Origin of the sequence: Geobacillus sp. ZGt-1 (assembly GCF_001026865.1) — a bacterium.
GTDB classification, from domain to species: domain Bacteria; phylum Bacillota; class Bacilli; order Bacillales; family Anoxybacillaceae; genus Geobacillus; species Geobacillus thermoleovorans.
On the sequence record NZ_LDPD01000206.1, the window covers coordinates 1 to 388 of the forward strand.

A 388-nucleotide genomic window follows, 5' to 3' on the forward strand; every position below is an offset into this window, starting at 1 on the left:
TATTAGTGCTTCTTGTGTTGACAGGATGGGCGATTTACGATGCGTTTTTACAAAAAAACAACTTTGAGAAAAAAACGGAAGGAATGGACAGCAGCCAAGCAGTTGAAGGAATTGAAGTGGGAAACAGGGCGCCTGATTTTGCGTTGCGAACGCTTGACGGAAAAGAAGTGCGACTGTCTGATTTTCGTGGAAAAAAAGTAATTGTGAACATATGGGCAACATGGTGTCCGCCGTGCCGTGCGGAAATGCCGGATATGCAAACGTTTTATGAAGAATATAAAAATCAAGGAGTAGAGATTGTAGCGGTGAACTTGACTAAATCGGAGAAGAATTTGGAACAAGTAGCGCGCTTTATTGAAGCGTACGGCATTACATTTACAGTGGTTCT

Annotated in this window: 1 protein-coding gene; it reads left to right on the forward strand. The window is 42.5% G+C overall.

From position 1 onward, the window contains the following. Positions 1-14: 14 nt before the first annotated feature. The coding region (locus VU18_RS16640; protein ID WP_369793587.1) for a redoxin domain-containing protein at positions 15-388 on the forward strand (374 nt) is incomplete at its 3' end.